The organism is Alistipes communis (genome assembly GCF_006542665.1).
In the GTDB taxonomy this organism is placed as follows: domain Bacteria; phylum Bacteroidota; class Bacteroidia; order Bacteroidales; family Rikenellaceae; genus Alistipes; species Alistipes communis.
This window is the reverse complement of record NZ_AP019735.1, coordinates 1,371,375-1,393,751: the sequence shown is the minus strand read 5'-3', so window position 1 is coordinate 1,393,751 and position 22,377 is coordinate 1,371,375. Positions and strand designations below refer to the sequence as shown.

General features: G+C 60.1%; 16 protein-coding genes. 8 read left to right on the top strand and 8 right to left on the bottom strand.

All coding sequences use genetic code 11. The annotated features are described in order from the left end of the window. Positions 1-294: 294 nt before the first annotated feature. The 3 genes from FMF02_RS05745 to pth all read left to right on the top strand — a co-directional run bounded on the left by FMF02_RS05745 (position 295) and on the right by pth (position 3,418). Positions 295-2,067: a hypothetical protein gene (locus tag FMF02_RS05745; protein WP_141412457.1), complete on the top strand. Its 1,773-nt coding sequence runs from the start codon at positions 295-297 to the stop codon at positions 2,065-2,067. A 162-nt stretch (positions 2,068-2,229) separates the two neighbouring features. Further along, positions 2,230-2,805, top strand: a complete 576-nt coding sequence (locus FMF02_RS05740; RefSeq protein WP_019130733.1) for a 50S ribosomal protein L25/general stress protein Ctc — start codon at positions 2,230-2,232, stop codon at positions 2,803-2,805. Between the two features lie 49 nt (positions 2,806-2,854). Continuing rightward, positions 2,855-3,418: an aminoacyl-tRNA hydrolase gene (gene pth, locus FMF02_RS05735; protein ID WP_141412456.1), complete on the top strand. Its 564-nt coding sequence runs from the start codon at positions 2,855-2,857 to the stop codon at positions 3,416-3,418. A 73-nt stretch (positions 3,419-3,491) separates the two neighbouring features. On the opposite strand, the gene FMF02_RS05730 is transcribed toward pth, so the two are convergent. From FMF02_RS05730 to FMF02_RS05710, 5 genes are all read right to left on the bottom strand, one after another. Beyond that, positions 3,492-5,645, bottom strand: coding sequence for a PL29 family lyase N-terminal domain-containing protein (locus FMF02_RS05730; protein ID WP_162502275.1), 2,154 nt, complete (start codon positions 5,643-5,645; stop codon positions 3,492-3,494). Between the two features lie 370 nt (positions 5,646-6,015). Continuing rightward, positions 6,016-7,428 (bottom strand): sulfatase family protein, encoded by a 1,413-nt coding sequence (locus FMF02_RS05725; protein WP_141412454.1) that lies wholly within the window; start codon positions 7,426-7,428, stop codon positions 6,016-6,018. A 25-nt stretch (positions 7,429-7,453) separates the two neighbouring features. Next, positions 7,454-8,038, bottom strand: a complete 585-nt coding sequence (rdgB, locus tag FMF02_RS05720) for an RdgB/HAM1 family non-canonical purine NTP pyrophosphatase (protein ID WP_019130737.1) — start codon at positions 8,036-8,038, stop codon at positions 7,454-7,456. 11 nt (positions 8,039-8,049) lie between these two features. Further along, the gene (locus FMF02_RS05715) at positions 8,050-8,898 is read right to left on the bottom strand and encodes an HAD family hydrolase (RefSeq protein ID WP_019130738.1); all 849 of its coding nucleotides are present in this window, start codon (positions 8,896-8,898) and stop codon (positions 8,050-8,052) included. Positions 8,899-8,929: 31 nt separating this feature from the next. After that, entirely contained in the window at positions 8,930-11,251 is a 2,322-nt protein-coding gene (locus FMF02_RS05710) for a patatin-like phospholipase family protein (protein ID WP_019130739.1), read from the bottom strand. A 72-nt stretch (positions 11,252-11,323) separates the two neighbouring features. Here FMF02_RS05710 and pheS point away from each other — a divergent pair, with 72 nt between their 5' ends. From pheS to mnmG, 5 genes are all read left to right on the top strand, one after another. Further along, entirely contained in the window at positions 11,324-12,352 is a 1,029-nt protein-coding gene (pheS, locus tag FMF02_RS05705) for a phenylalanine--tRNA ligase subunit alpha (RefSeq protein ID WP_141412453.1), read from the top strand. A gap of 68 nt (positions 12,353-12,420) precedes the next feature. Continuing rightward, on the top strand, positions 12,421-14,235 hold the full coding sequence (locus FMF02_RS05700; RefSeq protein WP_244611636.1) for a tetratricopeptide repeat protein: 1,815 nt from the start codon (positions 12,421-12,423) through the stop codon (positions 14,233-14,235). Beyond that, on the top strand, positions 14,232-15,362 hold the full coding sequence (locus FMF02_RS05695; RefSeq protein ID WP_019130742.1) for a murein hydrolase activator EnvC family protein: 1,131 nt from the start codon (positions 14,232-14,234) through the stop codon (positions 15,360-15,362). The genes FMF02_RS05700 and FMF02_RS05695 overlap by 4 nt, the downstream gene beginning before the upstream one ends. Before the next feature lie 21 nt (positions 15,363-15,383). Beyond that, on the top strand, positions 15,384-15,821 hold the full coding sequence (gene ybeY / locus FMF02_RS05690) for an rRNA maturation RNase YbeY (protein WP_019130743.1): 438 nt from the start codon (positions 15,384-15,386) through the stop codon (positions 15,819-15,821). A 98-nt stretch (positions 15,822-15,919) separates the two neighbouring features. Beyond that, entirely contained in the window at positions 15,920-17,803 is a 1,884-nt protein-coding gene (gene mnmG, locus FMF02_RS05685) for a tRNA uridine-5-carboxymethylaminomethyl(34) synthesis enzyme MnmG (protein WP_141412451.1), read from the top strand. A 106-nt stretch (positions 17,804-17,909) separates the two neighbouring features. On the opposite strand, the gene FMF02_RS05680 is transcribed toward mnmG, so the two are convergent. From FMF02_RS05680 to metG, 3 genes are all read right to left on the bottom strand, one after another. Next, entirely contained in the window at positions 17,910-18,482 is a 573-nt protein-coding gene (locus FMF02_RS05680; RefSeq protein ID WP_141412450.1) for a GNAT family N-acetyltransferase, read from the bottom strand. Positions 18,483-18,648: 166 nt separating this feature from the next. Next, positions 18,649-19,662 carry a branched-chain amino acid aminotransferase gene (locus FMF02_RS05675; protein ID WP_019130746.1) on the bottom strand — a complete coding sequence of 338 codons (1,014 nt, stop codon included), beginning with the start codon at positions 19,660-19,662 and terminating at the stop codon, positions 18,649-18,651. 24 nt (positions 19,663-19,686) lie between these two features. Beyond that, the gene (metG, locus tag FMF02_RS05670) at positions 19,687-21,729 is read right to left on the bottom strand and encodes a methionine--tRNA ligase (RefSeq protein WP_141412449.1); all 2,043 of its coding nucleotides are present in this window, start codon (positions 21,727-21,729) and stop codon (positions 19,687-19,689) included. Positions 21,730-22,377 lie beyond the last annotated feature (648 nt).

Below are 22,377 nucleotides of genomic sequence, written 5' to 3'. Positions count from 1 at the left end.
TCGACCGCATACGCAGCGCGACATCCGCTCCGACACGAAAAAAAAATGCGACTATCAATCGCACGGCCGAAAAATGCACGAATGCATCGATTCGGCGGCGATGGCATCGAATCGGCGACAAATCATCGTCCGAATCCCACAACCAGCCTATAATCCGACATTTCAGGCCGATACGATTCGGAAGAAAAATTGCGCGGAGATTTGCTCTTTTTAAAACGAAAACGTATTTTTGGAGACAACAAACAAAATGTTCCACTCTTAAAATTCTCTCTCATGATTAAAAAACAGACATGGATGGCAATCCTTGCCACAGTCGTGCTCCTCGCAGGCGTAGGTTGCGGCGATTCGCCCGAAGAGATCGATCCCGACAAGGGGGGGGGTACCGAACAGGAGGGCCCTGAAAAGCCCGAACCCGAGAAACCTGAACCCGCACCGGCATTCGTGCTTATGCTCTCCGAGGCCGAAGCCATGAATTTCCGCATCTCCGTCGAGTCCGATGATCCTCAACGCAACTACTTCGTCGGCATCACCACACGCGCCGATTTCGACCGTTTAAAAACTGCACAGGCCGTAGCCGAGACCTTGGTCGAACTCGAAAAAGGATACGGCACAATCGACTGGACCACCCCCGACGATCAGCTCATCTACCGCGGCAACAAGACGATCGATGCCGGCAGGATATGGAGCCTCAAACCGAAGAGCGACTATGCCGTGGTGGTATTCGGCGTTGGTGCCGAAGGTGCAATTACGACCGACGTTTTTCATGATTTCATCTCCACGACTGCCGTCATGCCCTCCCAAAACAGACTCTCCGTCAGCGTTGCCCCCGAATCCGCCAACGTCTCGGTGACGACCACCAATGCCGATCCCTACTTTCTGGACTGCATCGCCACCTCGCGCATCGAAGGATACCCGACTGACAAACTGGCCGAGTTTCTCATCGGCAGCTACGGATCCGCCATCAGCGAGTGCATCGAGACGGGCGACGTGACACGTGATTTCACCCGTCTGCTGGAAGAAGACACCGACTACTGCGCCGTAGCCTTCGGCTACCTGGGCGGTTACCCCACGACCGATATTGTCGTCGTCCCCTTCCATACTCCGGGCGGCGAACTCAAACCGCAGGACTGCACCTTCTCGTCAACGGTCGCCGACATCACGCTGCAAGGGGCCACCATCACCATCAAACCCTCGAATCCCGCTACCCCCTATTTCTGGCAGGTCTACAACACGACGCTTATCGAAAGCTACCGCAAGGGAGCCGGCGTCGCACAACTGATGGCCGACGGACTGGCAATTATCGCCGAAGCGCTCTCCGAGCAAGCCGGCATCGAGATCACGCCTGAAAAAGCGGCCGGCATGGTCACCAAAACCGGAAACGACAGTTTCGTCTACACCACACTCGACCCTGCTACGGAATACTGCGTTATGGCCGTAGGACTCGATAACAAAGCCCGCCAGACGACCGAAGTCTACATCTCCCAGCCCTTCAAGACGCTTGCTCCGGGCGGCGATGTCTTCGCCCCTATGGAGTGTACGATCACCGTCAACGGCATGACCGACGACGGTTTGAGCGTCACGGTATCTCCCGCCGACAAGCAGATGACCTATGTCGGCATGGCCGGTGAAGCCGAATATTACGCCGAATTCGCATCTGACGCGGAGTACCTGACCGATGATCTGCTGCTATGGACCGAAATGGCCGCCGGCGAACAGATGTCCCTCGTAGAACTGCTTACGGAGTACGGTTTCTTCCTGCAAGGCGATCAAACCTATATTTTCCCCGAAAATTTCACACCCGGCAATCTCTACTTGGCATATACATACGGACTGAATCAACAGGGAGAGGTGACCGCCGGAATGCAGAAAACCTTCTTCACGATCGATGAGCAGGGAAAAGCGCATCCTGCCGCCGCGCCGGCCGTGTCGAATGTCCGCAAGCTGCACAGATCCGACCTGCACCTTGCCGCATACAGTTACATACCCGATGCTACCCGGCCGGCCTCGCCCTTTCTGAACGCATGGACGAACATCGCGCCCAAACGCACCGTCGGACTATTCGAATAAAATTCCCTCCCGATTCCCGCAGCCGAAAACGAAACTCTGGCTGCGGGAATTTGTTTTTCAGGAAAAAACGCTATCTTTGCCGCACGAAAGCAAGCGCCGAGGGGGCCCGCCGCAACGCGGGCCTGAGCGACGCCCGAGGTAACAACTAAAAAACAAAAAATTATGCAGACTCTCAAAATCGAGGCAACTCCGCGCGCCGACTTCGGCAAGAAAGCCAGCCGCGCCATCCGCCGCGAGGGCCAGGTGCCCTGCGTCCTCTACGGAGGCGGCGAGACCGTATCGTTCAGCGTAGACGCCAAAGCGCTCAAACCGCTGATCTACACCCCCAACTCCTATATCGTCGAGCTGACGATCGGCGGCAAGACCGAAAAGGCCGTGATGCGCGAAGTGCAGTTCCACCCCGTGCGCGAGGAGATTCTCCACATCGACTTCTACCGCGTGCAGGAGGGCAAACCCGTGGCAATCAGCATTCCGGTGCGCCTGACCGGCAACGCCGAGGGCGTGAAGGTGGGCGGCAAGCTCGTCCTCTCGACCCGCAAGATCTTCGTCAGCGGCCCGGTCGACAAACTGCCCGACGAGATCACCGTCGACGTGACGACGCTGGGCGTGGGCAAGACGATCTTCGTGGGCGACCTCAAATCGGACGACCTGAAATTCCTGACCCCCGCCACCACGGCCGTTTGCGCCGTTCGCGTAACGCGTGCTTCGCGCGGCGCCGCAGCGGAGGCCGCCCAGTAGCTGTCGCTCCGGAACCGAAACGATTGTCGAAACCGATAAATTCCGGACGATGAAATACCTCGTTGTAGGACTGGGGAACATCGGCGCCGAATACGCCGACACCCGCCACAACATCGGATTCAAGGTGTTGGATTGCTTAGCCGAGCAGTCCAACATCGCTTTTACGACGGGCCGTTACGGCGCGACGGCCGAACTGCGCTACAAGGGACGCACGCTCGTGCTGCTCAAACCGTCGACCTACATGAACCTCTCGGGCAAAGCCGTCCGTTACTGGATGGAAGCCGAGAAGATCGCGCCGGAGAATCTGCTGGTCGTGGTGGACGACATCGCACTCCCTTTCGGGACGCTGCGGATGCGGCCGAAAGGCAGCGCCGGCGGTCATAACGGGCTGAAAAACATCACCGAGCTGCTGGGCACGGAGGCGTACGCCCGCATCCGTTTCGGCATCGGCGGCGATTTCGCCCGCGGGCATCAGGTGGACTACGTGCTGGGGTCGTGGTCGGACGAAGAGCGCAAGGCGCTGCCCGAGCGGCTGAAAGTCTTCGCCGGGGCCGTTCTCTCCTTCGCCACGATCGGCGCCGAACGCACGATGAACCTCTACAACAAGCGGTGACCCGCCCCCGTCGTCATCCGTAAAAATCCCCGGCTCGCAAGGAGTCGGGGATTTTTATTTTCCGAAACGGATGCTACCGTACCCGCACCAGACGCGGCTTGGCGGCAGTGGCCGGAGGCGTATCCGAACCGGCCTCGGTCAATACGCGGACCGACGTGAGCGGCGTGGTAATCACCCCGTCGGCCGTACAGCCGTAGGCATAGACCACATAACCGGTCGAAGCCCACAGATTCTCGGCCTTCATTTCGATGTCGCCCGTCAGCAGCTCGTCGGAGAGCGTCCGGCCCGCTTCGAGGTTGTATTTCGTCCAGAAGAGGTCGTCGGCCGCATACTGCATGTCGGTTTCGAACTCATAATAGGTCGCACTCTTGTCGAGGTGGCAGATATAGGTCAGGTTCTTGTTCGACGGCGTGACCTTGATCGAGAGATTCTGACGCGATACCGTCACGTCGAGGTCGAACGTGCACTCCTCGGTCGGCGTGAAGGCCGGCGTGCGGAACTCCTTCTTCGCCACGTCCGTGCGCAGCTCCTTGCCGTCGACGCCGAAGGCGATCAGGCAGTAGTCCGTCTCGGCGACCAGCGGACGGATCGCCTCGTTGGCCAGTTCGTTTTCGCGGATCCAGGCGCGCGGAACGACCTGCCGCTGCGTACCGCAGGAAGAAAGATCGGTCCACTTGATCGTCGTCGGATCATTCAGGTAGAGTTCGTCATAATAACGATTTTCATACTCCTTGACATAGGCGGCGGCCACCTCCGCGTCGGTCAGAGGCTGCCCCTGCCCGCCGGTGAAGGCCGACTTCTTGACGATGCCGTGGAAATAGTGCAGGTCGTCGCTCGGCACCACACTGTACCCGGCGCCGTACCACGTGATGTTGTCGACCGTGACGCGGTATTTGGTATTGACCACCACCGGCGTAGTCGTCTTGAAGGGAACCTTCATTACCGATGTGGTCACGGTCATCGCCGAAGCTCCCTCTTCCAGACCGAAGGTGATCAGATAGTAAGACTGACCGGGCGTCAGCGGCGTCGACGCAGGTGTGGTATAGGCATACGTTCCGCTGTGCAGATACATATCGCGGTAGTAATCGCTCCAATATCCGGCCGAAACATAGTAGTCAAACATCGCTTTCAGTTCGGTGGTAACGGCCGTCTCGCCCTTCTCGTCGAACTCGGCGGCGCTGTAAGCCGAAACATAGTAATAGATCGAAGCGTCCTTCGGCGTGACGGTCGCCGTGACGCTCTTGTCGGTCACCTCGGTGATGTCGATCGTGAAGTCGTCGCCCTCGGTCACGCCGGTCTGGCTCTTGTCGACCACGACGCCCAACTTGGCCACCGAGCTGCGCTCCGCACCGTCGAAATAGATCACGGCCACCGTGCCTTCGGCCTCGAAGCCCGCAGCGTCGGCCGCCGGAGCCGTCACGCTCAACACGTCGTCCTTCAATGCCACGCGCCATCCGTCGGGTTTGGTGAGAATCGTCTCCGCCACGCCGGCGCTCTCGATCTCATAGGTCTTGGTCTCGCCGTAGACGAAGGGTGCCACATCGGGAGCCTTGCGCAGGATCAGGTAGAAATCCGTCCGCTTCGCGACCGTGATGACCGACCCGTCGGTCAGCGTGAAATAGACGTTGCCGTCGTCCTGCGTCACGGCGCTGAAAAACGAGTCCTGAATCGACGATCCGTCGTCCGTCACGGCCTTCACCGGCTCGCCCGCGGCATTCGTGATCCGCTCCCACGTATCTCCGCCGTCATAGCTCGCCTCCCAGTAACCCTCTTCGTCGACCGACAGCCGGGGGGGGGTAACTTCGGCCGTCACGCGCAGTTTCTGCCCGTCGACTTCGAGGATCGTCGTCTTTCCGTCGATCGTCTGCGCCCAGTAGTAGACACCGTCCTCCTCCTTCACGCCGATCACCGGAGCATCCTTGCCCGCGGCGCCGTCCTCGCCGTTGGCAATCACCGCTTTCGTGTCGTCCGAAAAGTAGATCGTGTAGCTTTTGCCGTCCGTGCCCGGCTCGACCTTCACCACCGAGACATTGCTCTCCAATTTCCTGACCAGCGCATCGATCGTCGTGATTTCGCCGTTGAGCTTCGTCAGCTGCGTTTCGAGTTTCGCGACGCGATCCCGCAGATCGTTCAACCCCGTGCGAAGCTCCGTGTCGTCGTAATCGTCCGAGCACCCGCCCAGCACCACGGCCGCGAGCGTCAGACCCCATAGGATAAAATGTTTCATAAACAGTTGAGTTAAGTGAATAAATAGGGTTTCTTTCATCTCTTCGCAGGCAGTATCCGCCCCGCAGGCAGCGGGCCGTCGAGGGCGATGAGCCGGCCGCCCTCCGGCGCCGGCTCTTCCGATAAAGATACGCTTTTTTCCGAAGAGATGCAAACCGCACGCCGGCAGCATGTTCCGGCACGGAATAACGATCCGAACATTTTAAGCCACAAAAGGTTGCATTCCATCGGGAAAATCCGGGGAAAGCCTTCATTCCGGCAGAAAAATCCCCGAGAAGCATTCCGAACCGATTTCCCCGAAAAAGCGTACGGCCGCGGCTGCGCACTGTTCTCCGGCATGGATTTTTCGGGAGGAACACCTTCGCCCGGAATCAGTGGCGGCGCAGCGAGACGTAACGTTCGATCTGCCGATCGCACTCCCGGCGCAGCTCCTCCAACGTCCGGCCGTAGGCCGGATCGGAGGCGAGATTGACCGCCTCCTCCGAATCGGCCGCCAGATCGTAAAGCTCCTCCCGACCCGGGATGAAGCGGTAACGCATGTATTTCCACCGCTCGGTGCGGATTCCCTCGCTCGAAGGGATTTCGTCCAGCTCCCAGAGATGTTCGCACAGGAACGCTTCGCGGTCGGCGGCCGGCGCCTCGCCGCGGGTGTAGCCCAGCAGGCTGACGCCCTGATAGGCTTCGGGCACGGCGACGCCCGCCGCATCGAGGATCGTCGCCGGAACGTCGATATTGAGCACCATGTCCTCCACCTCGCGGGGGTCGCGGCCGCGCGGGTCGTAGATGAGCATCGGCACCCGCAGCGAACGGTCGTACATCAGCCATTTGCCGGCCAGCTGCCGCTCGCCGAGGAAATAACCGTTGTCGCCCATGAAGACGATGATCGTATTGCGGTCGAGCCCCCGCTCGCGCAACACTTGCCGGATAGCTCCCACCTCGCGGTCGACCTCCGAGATCATGCGGTAGTAGCCCTTGACGCTGTGCTGGTACTTCTGCGGCGTATCGTAGCGCCACGTCCAGCGCACGCGGTTGTAGCCCCTGCGCACCGCCTCGGGCAGCTCCTCGAAGTAGCGGTCGTCGGCCAGCAGCGGCGGCGCGACGGTCAGGTCGCGGTAGAGCGAATCGGCCCACGGCTCCCAGAAATACTGCTCCGGTGCGGGATCGTGGGCATGCGGGGCACTGAAACCGAGCGACAGACAGAAGGGCTTCGACGGATCGACTTCGCGCAGGAATCGCTGCGCCTCGTAGCCCGTATAGCGGGTCAGGTGTACCGTATCGCCGTCGATCGTCTTGTAGAAATAGCCGCGGCGGTCGGGGAATTTGCCGCGGCGGTCGTAGAGGTCGGCCGCGTCGAAGAGCCGCTGCGCACCGGGATAGGTGACGCCGAACTTCCCGAAATAGGCGGTCGTATAGCCGCTCGCACGCAGCAGGACGGGATAGGACTGCTGCATGTAAGGCTCTTTGAGCGGGCCCTGCCGGAAGGTGTAGCCGTGCGTGCGCTCGTACATGCCCGTAAGCAGCGACGCGCGGCTGGCGGCGCTGATCGGCGTCGTGACGAAGGCGTTGCGGAAGCAGACCCCTTCGCGGGCCAGCGAGTCGATGTGCGGCGTGCGGACGATCGGGTTGACGTATCCCACGGCGTCCCACCGCTGGTCGTCGGTCAGAATGAAGAGGATGTTGGGGCGCTGCGCGGGGGCGGCTTGCTGCGCCTGCGCGGCACCTGCGGCCAGCAGCGGGCCGGAGCAGGCTGCCAGCCAGTGCAGAAGGAGGGCTTTATCGGTCATCGGCCGGAGTGTCGAAGTCGGGGTGTCACTTTTCGCCGCGGGCGCGCAGGAAGGCGGCCAGTTTGCGCACGGCGCGGCCGCGGTGCGACACGGCGTTCTTCTCGTCGGGCGACATCTCGGCGAAGGTACGGTCGCAGCCGTCGGGCACGAAGAGCGGATCGTAACCGAACCCCTCGGCTCCGCTCTCCCGTTCGACGATGCGCCCCTCGACGACCCCTTCGAAGAGGTGCTCCTCGTCGCCCACAAGCAGCGAAATGACCGTGCGGAAGCGTGCGCGGCGGTTGGCCACCCCCTCCAAGTTGCGCAGCAGCAGGCGGTTGTTGGCCGCGAAGTCGTGGCCGTCGGAGGCATAGCGCGCCGAATGGACGCCCGGCGCGCCGTCCAGCGCCTCGACTTCGAGACCCGTATCGTCGGCGAAGCAGTCGAGCCCCGTGCGGGCGCGCAGGTAGTGCGACTTCTCGGAGGCATTGCCTTCGAGCGTCGGCTGGTTTTCGGGAATCTCCTCCTCCACGCCGCACATGCGCGGCGTCACCAGTTCGTAGGCGTCGCCCAGCACGGCCTGCACCTCGGCGAGCTTGTGGGCGTTGTTGGTTGCGAATACGATCTTCATGAGCGATGCGTTTAACGCGGGATTTCGAGCTGTTGCAGCTCGAAGTCGACCGCGATCTTGTCGATGATGAGTTTCACCAGCCGGTCGATCTCCGACCCTTCGGTATAATCGGCCGCACAGACGTGGTTGACGCGGTTGTCGCGGATGAGCGACGCCAGGTCCTTGCGCCCCACCTTCGCCGACGCGGGGTTGTAGACGGCGATCGAGTGCCCACCGAAGTTCTTCACCAGCCGCATACAGGGAATGTCGGTCGTCCCGTCGCCCACGTAGATCATACGGCTGAAAGGGACGGGACGTTCGCGCTCCTCGATATACTGATTGACCAGCTTGCAGTCCGACACCGACTCGACGCCCTTGTTGATCTTGAAGATGAACTGCGTCTTATTGGTATAGTTGACCGCCACGCCGGGCCAGTAGGCGATGCCGTCGACGTCGTAGAGGAACGAGCAGGCGTAGATCTTGCGGAACTCGGACGCGATGGGCGTCCCCTCGATCATCTCCTTCAAGCCCGACGAATTGATGTAGTGCAGCACGCGCACGCCCCGCGCGGCGGCATAGGCATTGATGCGGCCGAACCACTCCTTCACGCCCGGAAAGAGCCGGATGTTGCGTCCCGACTCCTGGAACGCCTCGCGGCGCAGCGACAGTTTGCGCGAGCGCGCCGCTTCGAGCATCTTGGCCATGTAGGTAAGCGTCATGTCGGCGTCCTGCTCCTCGGCCAGCGAATTGGCGTCGTTCCAGAACTCCCTGTTGCTCTGGCCGACGGCGGGAATGAAATCGTACTCCTGCATGTTGCCGGGCGCCAGCGTACCGTCGAAGTCGTAGATCAGCGCCGCCGTGATTTTGGGTTCTTGTGTCATATAGTCGTCGAATCGTTAAACCATAGGGTCGTCAATAGTGGATTCCGCGCGGACGGAACATCGCATAGCCGAAATTGAAGGTCAGGAAGAGGTTGTCCCAGTTCTTGACGTTGTACTTCGTCAGCGAGAGGCTGATCGGGCCGATGCCCGTATGATAGACCAGCGACGCGTCGACGATGTAACGCATCCTGTCGTCGGTCGGTCGGAACCGCTCGGCGAACATCGCGTAGATGCCCGTCCGCAGGAAGAACCGGTCGCTGAAATCGAAGGTCGGCATCACGCTGACCGCCGCATAGCGCTTGGCGCGGTATTCGGGCATGTAGACCGTCTGCGAATGGAGCGTAGGCCGGTAGGCCGGCATCAGCATGCGCGTCACCTTGTCGTTGCTCAGCGTGGGGATCGTCGTCACGACAGCCTCGGCGCCGTAACCCAGCGAAAACCATTTGCTGCCCGAAATCTGGAAATACTGGTTCCACACGATGCGGGCGCCCCACCACGAGACATCCCGCTTCGACTTGCGCAGCCGCTGCTCGTCGCGCGAATAGGGACTCGGCACGAAACGGTCGCGGCCGTAGAGATAGATGCCCGACAGCGAGAGCGACGTACCGGAGTGCGGGAAGATCATCCTGTCCAGCGAACTGCGCCGCAGCTCGATCTTCGGCGAAATGTAGTTGAGCGTGGTCAGATCCTCATAGTAGTTCTCCTTGTAGGAGGCGCGGTCGAGGCTGTAATAGTAGCGCTCCTGTCCGCCGTTGAGCCGGATCACGAAGGCGCTGCGGTGCGTGACCGGAAAGCCGAATCCCAGCGAGAGGAAGTTTTCCAGAAACTTCATCGACTCGGTGTTCGACACCGACGTGAGGTTGCCGAAATTGCCGTTCTTGTAGTTGCGGGCCGTGAAGTTGTACGAATAATCGACGAACAGCGGCCGCCAGAGGAAGAAGTCCGTCCGTCCGCCCAGCATGACGGCCGACGATACCGGCCCGAGGAACAGGTGGGTGTAGTAGCGGTTGGCCGCATGGCGGATGCGGTGGTATTCGAACCCGACGTAGGCCTGGTTGAAGGCCGTCGACGAGATGTTACCGCCGATCAGGATTTTGTAGTCGGGCTTGGTCGTCAGCCGGAAATCGATGCCGTAATAGCCCGACTTCGGATCGTAGCGCATGTAGGGGTATTCGGTGGAGAAATTGCCGTCGGCCAGCACCGAGAAGTATTTGTCCTTCACCCGCTCGAACGAAAGGATCTTCGGTTCGCCGTCGTGCTGGTGGTCGAGCTGCATGTTGTCGCGCACGTAGGTCGTCTGGGCGGGATTCAGCCCCTCGATCGCGTAGCGGTTGAAAAGCAGCTCGGGGCAGCGTTCGCGGAAGGCGGCGCGGCGGCGCAGCGCCTCGCCCCGCGACATGCGGCGCGGAACGGCGCTTTTGAGCGAGTCCATCAGCGCCATCGTATCGTCATAACCCGACTGGATAATGGCGTCGGCCTGAGAAAAGTCGAGCATCGAAACGTCGACCGCCCGCTCAATAAGCGTGCTGCGGCCGGCCGGCATGTCGTAATCGGTCTTCTCCATGGTGAGCATCCACACCTGGTCCATGATGCTCTTGGCGTTGGGTTCGGTGTTGCCCGACGTGCATTTGCTGCCGATCAGGTAGTCGGGACGGAAGGTTTCGTCGAGGGGTTTCCACGGAAAATTGTCGTAGATACCGCCGTCGTAGAGCAGCATCGAATCCTTCTCGATCGGGTTGAACGCCAGCGGAATGGCCATCGAGGCACGCACCGCTTCGCCCAGGTCGCCCGTTTTGAGCACATAGGGTTTGCGCGCCACCAGGTCGCTGGCCACGCACCGGAACGGCACCATGAGCCGGTCGAAATCGCCGCCGGAGGCCGTCGAAGCCGGCGTCAGCAGTTCGGCGAGCGCCAGATCGATCTGCGACGACGAAATGAGATGGCTCGGCAGCACCAGCCGCGACTTGTTCTTGGCATCGCTGCGCTTCTCCTCGTCGCGCAGATTGAGCCGCAGCGTAAGCATCGAGGGCTGATCCTGCATCTGGCGGTAATAGGAGGCGTAACGCGAATCGATGCGGCCCGAAACCCACTCCCGAACCTGCCCCGAATCGACGATCGCGCGCATCTCCTCCGGCGAATAGCCCGCCGCGTAGAGCGCCGCGATGATCGAACCCATGGAGGTTCCGGCGACGTAATCGATCGGAATCTCGTTCTCTTCGAGCGCCTGGATCACCCCGATATGGTAGAGTCCCTTCGCCCCTCCGCCGCTCAGCACGAGCCCGACGCTCTGGGCCGACGCCCCCGCGGCGAGGAGGAGTGCAACGACGACAAAAGCGAGCGATTTGCGCAACATATCTCAAAAAATTTATAACTTTGCATTTTATATAGCGTATAAAATTAGGCAAAAAGTATAAAACCGCAAAATATGATTGGCAAAATCGAAGAACTTCTGCGGCGTGTCGAAGAGTTCCGCCCCAAAACGGCGGCCGAAGTCGAAGAGTTCCGCATCAAGGTACTGGGGAAAAAGGGCGAACTGAACGCGCTGATGGAGGAGTTCAAGAGGGTGGCTCCCGAACTCAAACGCGAAGTGGGGCAGCGGCTCAACGCCCTGAAACAGGCCGCCACCGAGCGGGTCGCCGCCCTGCGCGCCGAATTGCAGGAGAGCAGGGCCGACGATGCCGAAGCCATCGGCGATCCGACCCGTCCCGGTTCGGCCGAGCAGCTCGGGTCGCGCCATCCGATTTCGCTGGTGAAGAACCAGATCGTCGAGATCTTCTCGCGGCTGGGCTATACGGTGGCCGACGGGCCCGAAATCGAGGACGACTGGCACGTCTTCTCGGCACTCAACTTCCCGCCCGAACATCCGGCGCGCGACATGCAGGACACCTTCTTCATCGAGAAGAACCCCGACATCCTGCTGCGCACCCACACCTCGTCGATCCAGGTGCGCACGATGGAGCACCAGCGCCCGCCGATCCGCGTCATCTGCCCCGGCCGCGTCTTCCGCAACGAGGCCATCTCCTACCGTGCCCACTGCATCTTCCACCAGATCGAAGGGCTTTACATCGACGAAGGGGTTTCGTTCGCCGACCTGAAACAATCGCTGCTGTTCTTCGCCAAAGAACTCTTCGGAGAACAGACGGCCATCCGGATGCGTCCGTCGTATTTCCCCTTCACCGAACCCTCGGCCGAGGTCGACGTCTCGTGCAACCTCTGCGGCGGCAAGGGCTGTCCGGTCTGCAAGGGCACGGGCTGGCTGGAGATTCTGGGCTGCGGCATGGTCGACCCCAACGTATTGGAGGCCAACGGCATCGATCCGAAGAAATATTCGGGCTTCGCCTTTGGCATGGGCATCGAACGTATCGCCATGCTCAAATACGGCGTGGGTGACCTGCGGCTCTATTTCGAAAACGACGTGCGCTTCCTCCGCCAGTTCGATACCGAGTTGGATTGAAAACGCGAGGGGCGACGCATACGAAGCGCCGCCCCCGTTCCGTTTAACAGCATATGACACCCCCGACGATGCGAAAAACACTCCTTCTGCTCCTGCTCACTGCGGTCTTCTGCGGCGCTTTCGCCCGGAAAACCCCGCAGGTCGCGCCGGCGCCGCAGGTGCCCGACTCGCTCCGGGGCTTCTACCTCTTCACCGAAGGGATCAAGCAGGCCTTCATCGAGCGGGACACCGCCGCGGCCCGCGCGTCGCTGGAACGCTCCGTCGAAGCCGATTCGACCTACGGGCCCGCATGGTACGAACTGGCCGAACTGCTGCTTTACAACGATGCTCCCGCCGCCCTGCGCCATGCCGAACGCGCCTTCCGCACCGACACGACCGACAAATGGTACCTGCTGCAACTGGGGCAGGCACAGATTCTCAACGACCGCTACCGCGACGCGATCCGCACCTACAACCGGCTGCGCGAGGTCGACGCGCAGAATCCCGACTCCTACCGCGTGCTGGCGATGCTCTACGACCAGGAGGGGCAGCCCTTCTCGGCGATCGCTGTGCTCGATTCGGCGGAGGTGCGTTTCGGCAGGATCGACGCCCTGTCGGAACTCAAACGCCGCCTGCTGGTGGGAACCCGCCAATACGACCGCGCCGTAGCCGAAGCGCAGGCGCTCATCGAAGCCGCCCCCTACAAGGCCGAGAACTATCTGCTGCTGGGCGAGTTGTATGCCCGCCAGAAGAAAGATTCGCTGGCGCTGGTACAATTCGCCGAGGCCTACCGCATCGATTCGACGAGCGTCGCCGTACTGGCCACGTACAGCGAATTCTACAACGAACGGCGCGACTACGCCTCCTCGCTCAACTACACGCGGCGGCTCTTCGCGAGCGATGAAATGCCGCTCGACGACAAGCTCGCCTATTTCGACCGGATCACCGGCGACCGGAATTTTTACAGCACCTTTTACCTGCAAATCAACGACCTGGCTACGACGCTGGCGATGAAATATCCGCACGATCCGCGCGTGGTGAAGCTCTACGGCGACCACCTGATCGCCTCGGGGCAGCTCGACGACGCGCTGACCTACTACAAGACGCATCTCGACGACCTCCCGCCCCGGATCGACTACTTCAACATGGTGATCGACATCGAGAGCTACAAGCAGCGGCCCGACTCGGTGGAGCACTACACTTCCCGCGCGATGAAGCTCTTCCCCGAAAACGTCGACCTCCACCTGCGCAAGGGACAGATGCTCTCCTACGCCAAACGGTACGACGAAGCGCTGAAATTCTACAAGAACTCGCTCCGCCTGGCACCGGGTGACTCGCTGCGGGGCGCCGTCTGGGGCATCATCGGCGAAACCTATCACCTGATGGGCCAGCAGGCGTTGCAGAAGCAGTCGGAGGATCGACGGCCCAAAGCATCGCTCTACGAAAGCCGCAAAGGCCCCGCGGCACGCTGCATGCGCAAGTGCTACGACGCCTACGACCGTTCGCTCGCGCTGCGTTACGACAACGCGATGGTGCTCAACAACTACGCCTACTTTCTCTCGCTCGAAGGGCGCGACCTGGAACGGGCGCTCGCCATGGCGGGGCGCGCGATCGTGCTCGAAGAGAACAACCCGACCTATCTGGACACCTACGCATGGGTGCTCTACCGGTTGGGACGTTACGACGAAGCGAAGAAAACCATGCAGCAGGCCCTTTCGCTCGACCGCAGCCAAAGTCCCGACCTGCAACTCCACTACGGCGACATCCTGGCCGCGCTGGGCGAGAAGTTCATGGCCGAAGTCTACTGGAAAAAGGCGCTCGAAGGGGGTTACGACGACCCCGACGCGATCGTCGAACGGTTCCGCCGCCTGAAAGAGGCGGCGCAAACGCCCGCCGCGCCATGACACGCTTCGCACTGATCCTCGGCTTGCTGCTCTGTCTGACCGTTCCGGCAGCAGGGCAAAAGGGCGACCTGCAACGGCAGATCGCCGAGAAGCAGCGTGCCATCGATGCGCTCGAAAAGCAGATCGCACGCGGCGAACAGGAGCTCACCTCGATCAAGAAGGGCAAGAATTCGGAACAGCAGAGCGTGCAGCGGCTCTCGCGGCAGATCGCATCGCGCCGCCAGTTGCTCGACGAAACCGAAAGCCAGCTGTCGCTGCTCGCCGAACAACTCGCCGCGAGCGACAGCACGGCCGGTGCACTCAACGTCCGGCTGGAACGCTACCGCGCCCAATATGCGGCGATGGTACGCGAAGCCTACCGCAACTACAAGCAGAACAGCTACCTGACCTATATCTTCGCCTCGAAGGATTTCGCCGACGTGGCGCGTCGCATCGCCAACATCCGCGGCGTGGCCAAACTGCGCGAAGCGAAGCTGCGCGAGATCGCCGAGACAGCGCAGGAGGTGGGACGGCAGCAGGAGCTGCTCGCCGCGCAGCAGCAGGCGCTCGACTCCACACGCCGCAAGATCGACGCCCAACGGGCCCGTTACGAACGCGACCAGCGCAACGCCAAGGCACGCCTGCAACGCATGTCGGCGCGCGAAAAGGCCGTATTGCGCGAAAAGGAGCGGCAGGAGGAGCAGCTCGACACGGCCATCGCCGAATTGCAGAAACTCACCAAGGGCAACAAGGCGGGAGCCTCGTTCTCCACGCGCACGTCGAACCTGAACCTTCCCGTCGAGGGCGGGCGCGTGAAACGCTACCGCGACAACATGGCCGAGATCACGGGTCCCAAGGGAGCACGCATCACGGCCATCTACGAAGGGAAGGTGGTCGACGTGAAGCGCAATCGCATCACCAACCGATTCGACGTCTACATCGCCCACGGCCAGTACATCACCTCCTACGCCAACCTCAATTCGGTGAGCGTCGCCAAGGGGCAGACAGTGGCCAAAAACAGCGCGATCGGCGTCATCGGCCCCGCGGTCGACATCCAGACCATGAAGACCGAATACAGGCTCGTATTCGGCATCTATCCGCCCGCAGGAGCCAAGAAGATGCGCGCCTCGGACTGTTTCCGCAAATAACCCCATAAAGACTGCACGACAATGGCTGTACGATACCATACCGACGGATGCTCCTACCGGCTGCCGCAGAAACGGCTCACCGCCGCGTGGCTGCGGCGCGTGGCCGAACAGGAGGGCTACACGCTCGCCGAGGTCGACTATATCTTCTGCTCGGCCGAGAGGCTGCTCGAAATGAACCGTCAGTACCTCGGACACGACTACTTCACCGACGTCATCACCTTCGATTACAGCGACCGCCGCGGAACACGCACCGTCGCCGGCGACATCTTCATCGACGTGGAGACGGTGGCCGACAACGCCCGCATCTACGGCGCCACGACCTTGCAGGAGATGCGCCGCGTGGTGGTGCACGGACTGCTGCACCTCTGCGGACAGCGCGACAAGACGCCGCGCACCGAGCGGCAGATGCATCGCAAGGAGGACAAATACCTCCGATTCTGGGAGACCCCGCAAAAGTGACGCCGCCGACAGTCCGCGTGCCGCCCCGTCCGACGGGGCGACCTTCCGCACGGCCTGCGCGCGACATTCGCGATTCCGAACACGAAAACCGACAAGATATGACGCTCGACTACGATATTCTGGTCATCGGCGGCGGCCACGCCGGCTGCGAAGCCGCTTCGGCGGCGGCGCGCATGGGTTCGCGCACGCTGCTCCTAACGATGAACATGACCAAGCTGGCCAACATGTCGTGCAACCCCGCCGTGGGAGGCGTGGCCAAGGGGCAGATCGTCCGCGAAATCGACGCGCTGGGCGGCCGCACGGCGCGTATCACCGACCGCACGACACTCCAATTCCGGATGCTCAACCGCTCGAAGGGAGCGGCCATGTGGAGCCCGCGCGCGCAGTGCGACAAAGGCCGTTTTTCGGCCGAATGGCGGCACGAACTGGAAAATACGCAGAACCTCTATATCTGGCAGGATACGGCCGCAGAACTGCTCTTCGACACGGCAGGGGAGCGTCCCCGCGTGACGGGCGTGCGCACGTGCATGGGCGTCGAGTTCACGGCGCGCGCCGTAATCCTCACGGCCGGCACCTTCCTCGACGGCATGATGTACTGCGGCGAAGCGCACGCGCCGGGCGGACGCGCCGGCGATCCCGCTTCGACGGGCATCACCGCATCGCTCGCCGCGATGGGATTCGAAACGGGGCGCATGAAGACCGGTACCCCCGCACGACTCGACGCCCGCACGATCGACTTCGAGGCATTGGAGCCGCAATACGGCGACGAAAATCCGTCGAAGTTTTCATTTTCCACTGATACACAGCAAGTTAAACATCAAAGTCCCTGTTTTCTGGTCTACACTTCGCCCGAAGTGCACGCCACGTTGCGTACAGGCTTCGACCGGTCGCCGCTCTTCAACGGCACGATCCACGGCATCGGACCGCGTTACTGCCCCTCGATCGAGGACAAGCTGCGCACCTTCGCCGACAAGGAACAGCATCAGTTATTCCTTGAACCAGAAGGAGATAACACCAATGAATACTATCTCAACGGCTTCTCGTCGTCGCTGCCGTGGGAGGTACAGTACGAGGCGCTGCACCGGATCCGGGGGTTGGAGGACGTCCATATCTTCCGGCCCGGCTATGCGATCGAATACGACTACTTCCCGCCCACCCAGTTGCGCCATACGCTCGAAACGAAACTCGTCGACGGACTCTATTTCGCCGGCCAGGTCAACGGCACGACAGGTTACGAGGAGGCTGCGGCGCAAGGCCTGCTGGCAGGGATCAACGCGCATCGCAAACGGGTAGGGGAGTCGGCGATCGTTCTGCAACGCGACGAAGCCTACATCGGCGTGTTGATCGACGATTTGGTGACGAAGGGCGTCGACGAACCTTACCGGATGTTCACCTCGCGCGCCGAGTACCGCATTCTGCTCCGACAGGACAATGCCGACCTGCGACTCACTCCGCTCGGACATGAAATCGGATTGATTTCGGAAAAAGACTTTGCGAATTTCGAGCGAAAAAAGTCGTGCGTAGAATCGCTTATTTCCTTCGCCCGCCGCACGAGCGTGCGTGCAGGCGAAATCGACGACTATCTGAAATCAGTCGATTCCGAACCGATGAAGCAGGGGAGGAAGCTCTACGACATTCTGCTTCGCAATGAAATCACCTTCGCCGGCCTGTCCCGCGTCCTCCCCAAGCTCGCGCAACTGATCGAGGAAGAGGGAATGACGACCGAAGCGATCGAAGAAGCAGAGATCCAGATCAAGTACAACGGATATATCCAGCGGGAAAAATTCATCGCCGAAAAGTTGCATCGGCTCGAAAATATCGCCATCCCTGCCGATTTCGACTATCATTCGATGCAATCGCTCACGATCGAGGCACGGCAGAAACTCACGCGCATCCGCCCGACGACGATCGGCCAAGCTTCGCGTATCCCCGGGGTTTCGCCCGCCGACGTGAATGTCCTGCTTGTAAAATTCGGGAGATAACGCCGATTCGACCACGAAAAAAAACACGAGAGAGGCGAACCGCGAAGGTTCGCCTCTCTCGTGTTCCACGTGGAACAATCCACCCAAGGAGAATAGGGGGGGGTCGTCAAAATGTCTCGACGAAATGCACCGGATAGCGATCCCAATACTCACGATACACCCGGTCCATCTGTCCGTCTAAATTCAACTGATACATACGAAAGATAACCGGAAAATTCTTGGGTTGCCACAACTCCTCATAAGAATAACAATAATGCATCCCTATGGCCTGCATCACCCTTCCGCTTCGCGGATTGTTCACATCGTGTGTCGCCGTAATATAGGGAAGCCCCATACGCCGCAGCAGGTCGACGACAGCCCGACAAGACTCCGTGCAGAACCCATTATGCCAGAACTCTTTGCGAATGCAGTACCCCAGATCATGGCTATCGTCACCGCTCACATGAATGCAACCAACAGCTAAATCGCTATCTTTCAGGCAAATCGCATAATAAAAACCGCCGTTTCGAATCCACGTCTCGATATACCGGAGGTAAGACCGAGCTTCCGCCATATCTTTTAACGGGAACATCGGCAGAAAGGCAGTGACCTCTTCGTCGCTTAAAAGCATGAATAAAGCGGACAAATCGCCGTCAGAAAAAGGGCGTAAAATCAACCGCTCGATCTCAATACGAATCATGATCTCTTGAATTCAATTCATACATACGTATGAAATCACCGTATTTCCAAAAAAAAACATGCGGTCACACAAGGAGACCGCACGTTTTCCGTACCAAAATTCGTATTTCCGAAGGTCAAGAGAAATTCATACACTACCTCCCGAAATACACTCCTTATACTATATACTACTCGACGACCAACGTCCAGCCGTAGGGATCGTCGCAGCGGCCGTACTGAATATCCTGCAATTTGTTGTACATCTCCAAGCAGCGCTTGCCCGGTTCGTCACCGAACTTCCATTCGCGACCCGTTTCCTTGTCGTAGATATAGCCGATAGGCGAGATCACCGCAGCCGTTCCGCAGGCGGCGCACTCTTCGAACGTCGAGAGCTCGTCGACCGCAACGGGACGCTCCTCGACCTTCATCCCCATATCCTTCGCCAACTGCCGCAGGCTCTTGTTGGTGATCGAAGGCAGGATCGAGGTCGATTTCGGCGTAATGTAAGTATTGTCTTTGATACCGAAGAAATTAGCGGCGCCGCACTCCTCGATATATTTCCGGTGGACTGCATCGACGAACATCGAATTGGCATATCCCTCCCGATTGGCCTCCTCGCCCGCTTCGAGGCTGGCGGCATAGTTGCCGCCGCACTTGACATCGCCCGTTCCACGTGGAGCAGCACGATCATAATCGGGATTCACGATCACGCGAATCGGTTTGATGCCCTCCTTGAAATAGGCTCCGACAGGCGAGACGAAGACGCACACCATGAACTCTTTGGCGGGGTGTACACCCAGGAAAGCACCCATGCCGATCTCCAAGGGTCGAAGATAGAGCGTCGCACCCGTCCCGTAGGGAGGTACGAACCGCTCGTTGGCCTTGACCACCATGCGGCACATCTCGACGAAGGTTTCGACGGGCAGTTCGGCCATGCAGAGTTTGCGGGCCGTCGCGGCGAAACGCTTGCCGTTCTCGTCGGGACGGAAGAGCCGCACCTTGCCGTCGGCGCCGCGAAAGGCTTTCAACCCTTCGAACGACTCGACGCCGTAATGCAGGCAGGGGGCCGACATGTGCACCGAAATATATTCGTCCTGCGTCAGTTCCGGCTCGCCCCATTTGCCGTCCTTGTAGGAGATGCGGACGTTGTAATCCGTCTTGTGATAGTTAAACGGCAACGCCGCCCAATCCACGTTTTCCATAATCTTAAAGAGTTTAAGAGGTTTTTATCCAACGACCGCACCGCTGTTTACCGGAGCCGCCGGTTCCAGCAGCACGAGTTTGCCCGCAGCATCCTCGCCCATGAGGATCATACCGCGCGACTCGATTCCTTTGAGCGTACGGGGTTCGAGATTGACGAGCACCAACACCTGCCGACCGACCAGCTCCTCGGGCGTATAATGTTCGGCGATGCCCGACACGATCTCACGCCGGTCGATACCCGTGTCGACAGTCAGCTTCAACAGCTTCTTGGTCTTGGCGACCTTCTCGGCCGCAAGAATGGTCGAAACACGTATATCCATGCGTTGGAAATCGTCGAACGATATACTATCTTTCTGAGGATCAATATTTTGAGACGACTCTGCCGCCAAATTTGCCTCTTTGGTCGCCGCCAGCTTATCGAGCTGCGCCTGGATAACGTCGTCCTCGATCTTCTCGAAAAGCAACTCGGGCGTCCCGATCCGGTGACCGGCGGCAACGAGATCGGTCGCCCCGATACGCTCCCAGTCCAACGGTTCGAGCCGCAGCATCGCCAGTAACTTGGCCGCGGTGAAGGGCATGAAGGGTTCGACGACGATCGAGAGGTTGGCCGTGATCTGCAAGGCGATGTTGAGGATCGTCTTCACCCGTTCGGGATCGGTCTTGACGAGTTTCCACGGCTCGCAGTCGGCCAGATACTTGTTGCCGATGCGCGCCACGTTCATCGCCTCCTTCAACGCCTCGCGGAAGCGGTAGTTCTCGATATTCTGTTCGAGCGTCGCCTTCACCGCCTGCAATTCGGCCAGCGTCTCGCGGTCGTAATCGGTGAGGCTGCCGCATGCGGGAACCTCGCCGCCGTAGTATTTCTGCGTGAGCACCAGCGCGCGGTTGACGAAGTTGCCCAGCACGGCCACCAGTTCGTTGTTGTTGCGCGCCTGGAAATCCTTCCACGTGAAGTCGTTGTCCTTCGATTCGGGCGCATTGGCGCACAGCACGTAGCGCAGCACGTCCTCCTTGCCCGGAAACTCGTCGAGGTATTCGTGCAGCCAGACAGCCCAGTTGCGCGACGTGGAGATCTTGTCGCCTTCGAGATTGAGGAACTCGTTGGCCGGCACGTTCTCGGGCAGGATGTACTCGCCATGCGCTTTGAGCATCGACGGGAAGACGATGCAGTGGAAGACGATATTGTCCTTGCCGATGAAGTGCACCATCTTGGTTCCGGAGTCCTTCCAATAACGCTCCCAGTCTGGCGTCAGCTCCTTCGTGGCGGATATATAGCCGATCGGCGCGTCGAACCACACGTAGAGCACCTTGCCCTCGGCCCCCTCGACCGGAACGGGGATGCCCCAGTCCAGATCACGGCTCACGGCACGCGGCTGCAATCCCAGATCGAGCCAGCTCTTGCACTGCCCGTAGACGTTGGGACGCCACTCCTTGTGCCCTTCGAGAATCCACTCGCGCAGAAATCCCTCGTACTTGTCGAGCGGCAGGTACCAGTGCTTGGTCTCACGCTTGACGAGCGGCGAACCGGACAACGCGCTGTGGGGTGCGATCAGTTCGTCGGGCGAAAGCGTCGACCCGCACTTCTCGCACTGGTCGCCGTAGGCCTTTTCGTTCTGGCAGTGGGGACAGGTGCCCACGATATAACGGTCGGCCAGAAACTGCTGCGCCTCCTCGTCGTAGTACTGCTCGGAGGTCTTCTCGATGAACTTGCCCTCGGCGTAGAGCTTGCGGAAGAAATCCGACGCCGTTTGGGCATGGACGGGCGACGAGGTGCGCGAATAGATGTCGAACGACATGCCGAGCCGTTCGAACGAACGCTTGATGAGGTTGTGGTAGCGGTCGATGATCTCCTTGGGCGAGACCCCCTCCTTGCGCGCCTTGATCGTGATCGCCACGCCGTGCTCGTCGCTGCCGCAGATCGACAGCACGTCGCGCCCGCGGCGGCGCAGATAGCGCGTGTAGATGTCGGACGGGATGTAGACCCCCGCCAGATGACCGATATGCACCGGCCCGTTGGCATAGGGGAGCGCCGACGTCACCAGATAGCGTTTGAACTCTTTTGCCATATTCTTGAATTTCTCTCTTCGTTTTCCTCTTTTTCGAAATACTATGTGACAAAATTACGAAATCCGCATCAAAAAGCCTAAGAAAAAGAAGAATGAAATTCAAGAGATGAAATAATCATGGTTGCGCGCAGCGCACAACACTTCCGCATTGCACCGGAGGAGGAATCAGATCGGACAGCGGTTCGAGCGCCCGGAGCGGGTGTGCAAAACAGCGCAGTCTTTTGTGCCCGCTCAGTGAGAACCGCCGTCCGATCCCGACGAAGGTGCCCTGCGGACACTTTTGGCGCCACCTTTTGTCACCAAAAGGTGGCAAAAACTGCTCCTCGCAGGAAAAATCGAATTGAAGTGCGGGATATTTCTGACATGTTCACAGACAAATTCTGCTAAAAATATTCGTTCGTCGGCCGTGGCCGAAGCCTCTGCCGCAATATGCCTCCTACGCAGGCATCGACCCGCAAATAGAGCAGTTCTGCGGCGACCCGGCCGAGCCGTGCGGAAAGCCGAACAGCCGAAGCCGGACCGGACGCACCGCCGCAACAGGGTAAGGAAATCCCGCCGCAGTGTTATTTTACAAACAGACGAGTGCGTATTTCTGAAAATAAATGCGTACATTTGCGGGACGCGACCGGAGCCGCCGGACGAAGACGG

Bases quoted from the DNA above. Each gene is read 5' to 3' on its own strand.
- FMF02_RS05745 (WP_141412457.1), top strand. From the start codon at position 295: ATGGCAATCCTTGCCACAGTCGTGCTCCTCGCAGGCGTAGGTTGCGGC.
- FMF02_RS05740 (WP_019130733.1), top strand. From the start codon at position 2,230: ATGCAGACTCTCAAAATCGAGGCAACTCCGCGCGCCGACTTCGGCAAG.
- pth (WP_141412456.1), top strand. From the start codon at position 2,855: ATGAAATACCTCGTTGTAGGACTGGGGAACATCGGCGCCGAATACGCC.
- FMF02_RS05730 (WP_162502275.1), bottom strand. From the start codon at position 5,645: ATGAAACATTTTATCCTATGGGGTCTGACGCTCGCGGCCGTGGTGCTG.
- FMF02_RS05725 (WP_141412454.1), bottom strand. From the start codon at position 7,428: ATGACCGATAAAGCCCTCCTTCTGCACTGGCTGGCAGCCTGCTCCGGC.
- rdgB (WP_019130737.1), bottom strand. From the start codon at position 8,038: ATGAAGATCGTATTCGCAACCAACAACGCCCACAAGCTCGCCGAGGTG.
- FMF02_RS05715 (WP_019130738.1), bottom strand. From the start codon at position 8,898: ATGACACAAGAACCCAAAATCACGGCGGCGCTGATCTACGACTTCGAC.
- FMF02_RS05710 (WP_019130739.1), bottom strand. From the start codon at position 11,251: ATGTTGCGCAAATCGCTCGCTTTTGTCGTCGTTGCACTCCTCCTCGCC.
- pheS (WP_141412453.1), top strand. From the start codon at position 11,324: ATGATTGGCAAAATCGAAGAACTTCTGCGGCGTGTCGAAGAGTTCCGC.
- FMF02_RS05700 (WP_244611636.1), top strand. From the start codon at position 12,421: ATGCGAAAAACACTCCTTCTGCTCCTGCTCACTGCGGTCTTCTGCGGC.
- FMF02_RS05695 (WP_019130742.1), top strand. From the start codon at position 14,232: ATGACACGCTTCGCACTGATCCTCGGCTTGCTGCTCTGTCTGACCGTT.
- ybeY (WP_019130743.1), top strand. From the start codon at position 15,384: ATGGCTGTACGATACCATACCGACGGATGCTCCTACCGGCTGCCGCAG.
- mnmG (WP_141412451.1), top strand. From the start codon at position 15,920: ATGACGCTCGACTACGATATTCTGGTCATCGGCGGCGGCCACGCCGGC.
- FMF02_RS05680 (WP_141412450.1), bottom strand. From the start codon at position 18,482: ATGATTCGTATTGAGATCGAGCGGTTGATTTTACGCCCTTTTTCTGAC.
- FMF02_RS05675 (WP_019130746.1), bottom strand. From the start codon at position 19,662: ATGGAAAACGTGGATTGGGCGGCGTTGCCGTTTAACTATCACAAGACG.
- metG (WP_141412449.1), bottom strand. From the start codon at position 21,729: ATGGCAAAAGAGTTCAAACGCTATCTGGTGACGTCGGCGCTCCCCTAT.